General features: G+C 63.2%; 1 protein-coding gene. It reads left to right on the plus strand.

The genetic code is table 11. The features are described 5' to 3' along the window. Nucleotides 1–45: 45 nt before the first annotated feature. On the plus strand, nucleotides 46–3,572 hold a 3,527-nt coding region (locus AC1DU6_RS23750; protein WP_477860059.1), incomplete at its 3' end, for an RHS repeat domain-containing protein.

Genomic DNA, 3,572 nt, shown 5'->3' on the forward strand with positions numbered 1-3,572 from the left:
AGCCTGGACCGGCTGGGCCGCGTCAAWGAGAAACGCATCAAGAATGTGACTGACGACAGCGTGGACCCCAGCGGCAACCGCACGCTCGCCACGAGCGACGCCGTCACGCAGTACCAGTACAACGGCCTGGGCGCGGTGAAGAAAATCCGCGAGTTCGCCACTGCCAGTGCCCTGGCCAGCGACAAGGCCGACGAGACCGACTTCACCTACGACGGCCTGAACCGCGAGACGCACCGCGAGGCGCCGGGCTACAAGGACTTCGAGGGCGCCGACGTTCGGCCCACCACCGACACCGAGTACGACGGCCTGGGGCAGATCAGGCGCCGCATCCAGCGCGGCAAGGACACCAACGTTGAGACGGACGACCGCATCACGCTCAGCGGCTACGACGCCAACGGCCTGCTCGTGCAGACGACGGACGCCGCCGGCGCCATCACGACGTATGCCTACGACGCCAACGGCAACCTCGCCCGGCGCGTGAACAAGGACGTGCGCCGCTCGGACAGTACCGCCAGCGCCCCCAAGCTGCGCGACATCATCACCAGCTACGAGTTCGACGCGGCCGGGCGCATCGTCGTCGAGAAGCACTGGGAGAGCGACAAGACCGCCGCGGCCGAAACCCGCAAGACCCGCTACAACGCCTTCGGCGAGTTCAGCGCCAAGGGCATCGGCGACGGCTGGGAGGAGTTCGCCGAGTACTCCACGCTGGGCAAGGTCGTGAAGACCAATTCAGGCGACGGGGCGATCAAGTTCTACGTCTATGACGCCAACGGCAACATGACCCGTGAGATCCGCGGCAATGGCGATGCGACCTACAAGGTGGCCGGGCTGGACGTGGCCATCGACCTGCGCAGCCTCACCCTGCAGCAGGCTACATCCGGCAAGCGCAACCCTGCCGACACCGCCTTCCTGCCGCTGTACTCGCGTGTCAGCGTCTACAACTCCCGCAACCTCATCACCCAGACCATCGATCCGCAGATCGATGTGCTCAAGAGCGCGGTGACGATGGGTAGCCTTTACAACGAGCAGTGGGTGCCGGCTTGGGAGCCAGCGTCTACCACCGTCCGGAATGCGTCTATATATCCCAGGGCAGATTCCTTTACCGCCACCAGCGGGGCAATTCCGAAGTTCAACGTTTCTCACTCTCGTGGAGATTCGTTTAGTTTTGCCGTTGGGTCCCAGGGGCTTTCGGAACTTGACTGGTTTGTGAGTGGCTCAGGTACTTACTCCACTTACGACCTTAGCCAGTACAAGGGTAAAGGGCCGCAGACCTTCAAATATTCCATTGATAGATCTCTCGGTTCCAGCTATCCGATGCATCAAACCTATGCATTTGGTCGGGGAACGTTTTCGATAGACTTAAGTGGCAATATCACTTGGCAATACGACCCCCCGCTCGACACAGATCGTCAGCCGGGCGCAATATTCTTGGCGCCAGACCCTTTGCTTTCCGGGCAGCCAAGCAGCCACTGGCGATATCTTCCTTACAGCCTGATTGACGACGCGACAGGTGCAGTCCTGGAAAGTTCAACAGCCATCACGTTCCCTGATGCGGCGACTGAATTCACTCTTTGGAATTACCGCCCGCAGGGTGGGGCGCCCTCTCCAAGGCTGTTGACGCTTAAATACACCATGCCGAGTGGCTCGGGCGCGGTGAGCATCAAGTTCCATAATGACGGAACCATCGTCACATCAGATTCAGCCGACCCTACGGCACTGCCGGTTGACTTCAACATCAAGGGCCGTCAGGTTTCACGAGCGCAAGTTTTGATGAATGGGCGGTGGTTCACGGCGAATGGCACCTATCACCCGCCTTCAAGTTCCGAGAGTGGGTATACATCGTTCACGATCGATGCGCGCAATGCGGGTATTTCGAACGGTCAGACCTACGATTACGTGCTGCGTGCCTTGAGTCCTTCGGGAAGCCTCCTCACCGACGAAGTCGGCAACCCCATCGTTCAGTCGGGCCGTATCGTCTTCACGTCCGATGGACGTTCGCAAGTGCAGCAGTTGGTCACCGTTCTGACCAACGAGCCGAAAGTCACCATCAAACGCTTCCAATCCTTCAACGCCTTCGGTGACGTGGTGGAAGAGCGTGACGAACGCGTGGCCGAGCGCATGCTGGCCGCCATCAACGACGACCGCAAGAGCAAGGGCCAAGCAGCCCTCACGGCCGGTCAACTCACGGCCGACCAACTTGCCGGCGCCAAGACCACGCTGCAATACAACACCCAGGGACAGCTCATCGCCAAGCTCGACCCCGAGACCTTCGTCACCGCAGAAAACGGCTACCGCTACCGGGCCCGCCCCGAGACCCGCTTCGGCTACGACCTGCTGGGCCGGCACACCACCATGCTGGACGCCAACGGCAACTTGAGCCGCGTGCAATACCTGGCCGGCAGCCGCGGCGACGACGCCCAGGTTGTGAACGAATTCGACGCCGCTGGCGGCAACGCCGACACCTACAACGCCACCGGCGGCGGCATCCGCACGAGCCAGTACGACATCTTCGGCGACGCCCGCAAGGTCACCGACGCCGAGGGCGCCGTCACCGAACGCAGCTACGACAAGCGCAGCCTGCTCACCACCGTCACCCGCAAGGGCGTGCAGCGCCTGGCCGACGCCACCAGCGACACCCTCGCCACCGGCCGCGACCTCAGTGACAACTACGCCTACGACGAACTCGGCCAGCGCCTGACCGCTACCAACGCGCTCAGCATCACCACCCGCACCGACTACGACGCCCTGCAGCGCGTCGTGCAGACCGTCTCCGGCAACGGCTTCGTCACCGGCTACACCTACGAGCTGCGCCAGGCTGGTGCCAGCGGCATCACCAGCCTGGCTGGCGCCGGCGGCGCGGCCACCACCACCGGCGGCTACGTGCGCACCACGCTGCAGGCCGACGGGCGCAGCCTCATCGACAAGGTCGACTACTTCGGCCACACCACCTGGCACCAGGACCTCAGCGGCGCGCAGTTCACCTACACCTTCAACAGCGCCGCCCAGCTCGTCAAGCAGACCAGCACCGTGCACACGGGCCAGAGCAGCAGCCAGAACGTCGACTACACCTACTACGCCAACGGCTACATCCGCTCCTTCACCGACAACACGCAAAGCATCACCAGCGAGTACGCCTAYGACAACGCCGGGAACCGCGTGGCTGAGGGCACCTTCAGCCTCGTCAACGGCACCAAGACGACCGCCTACCAAAATGCCACCATCACCTACGACGAGCTCAACCGCATCTCGCGGGTGCGCGACGCCAACTTCTTCGACGTGGCCTACGAGTTCGACGCCGTCGGCAACCGCCGGCGCATCACCGCCACCTACTGGGACGGCCTGGCCGGGCTGCTTGGCGGGGGCACGCAKGACTACTGGTACGCCTACGACAAGCTCAACCGCTTCGTCGTCAGCAAGGGCCGGTTGGAGACCAGCGCCGGGGTGGCCACCACCACGCGCGGCACCGGTCTGGCCGACACCGGCGTCGTCATCAAGCGCGGCACCGAGGGCACCCAGCTGGGTTATGACAAGGTCAGCCAGCGCCGCTTGGCCACCTATAACGATCCCTACCT

Source organism: Roseateles sp. P5_B10 (assembly GCF_056400485.1).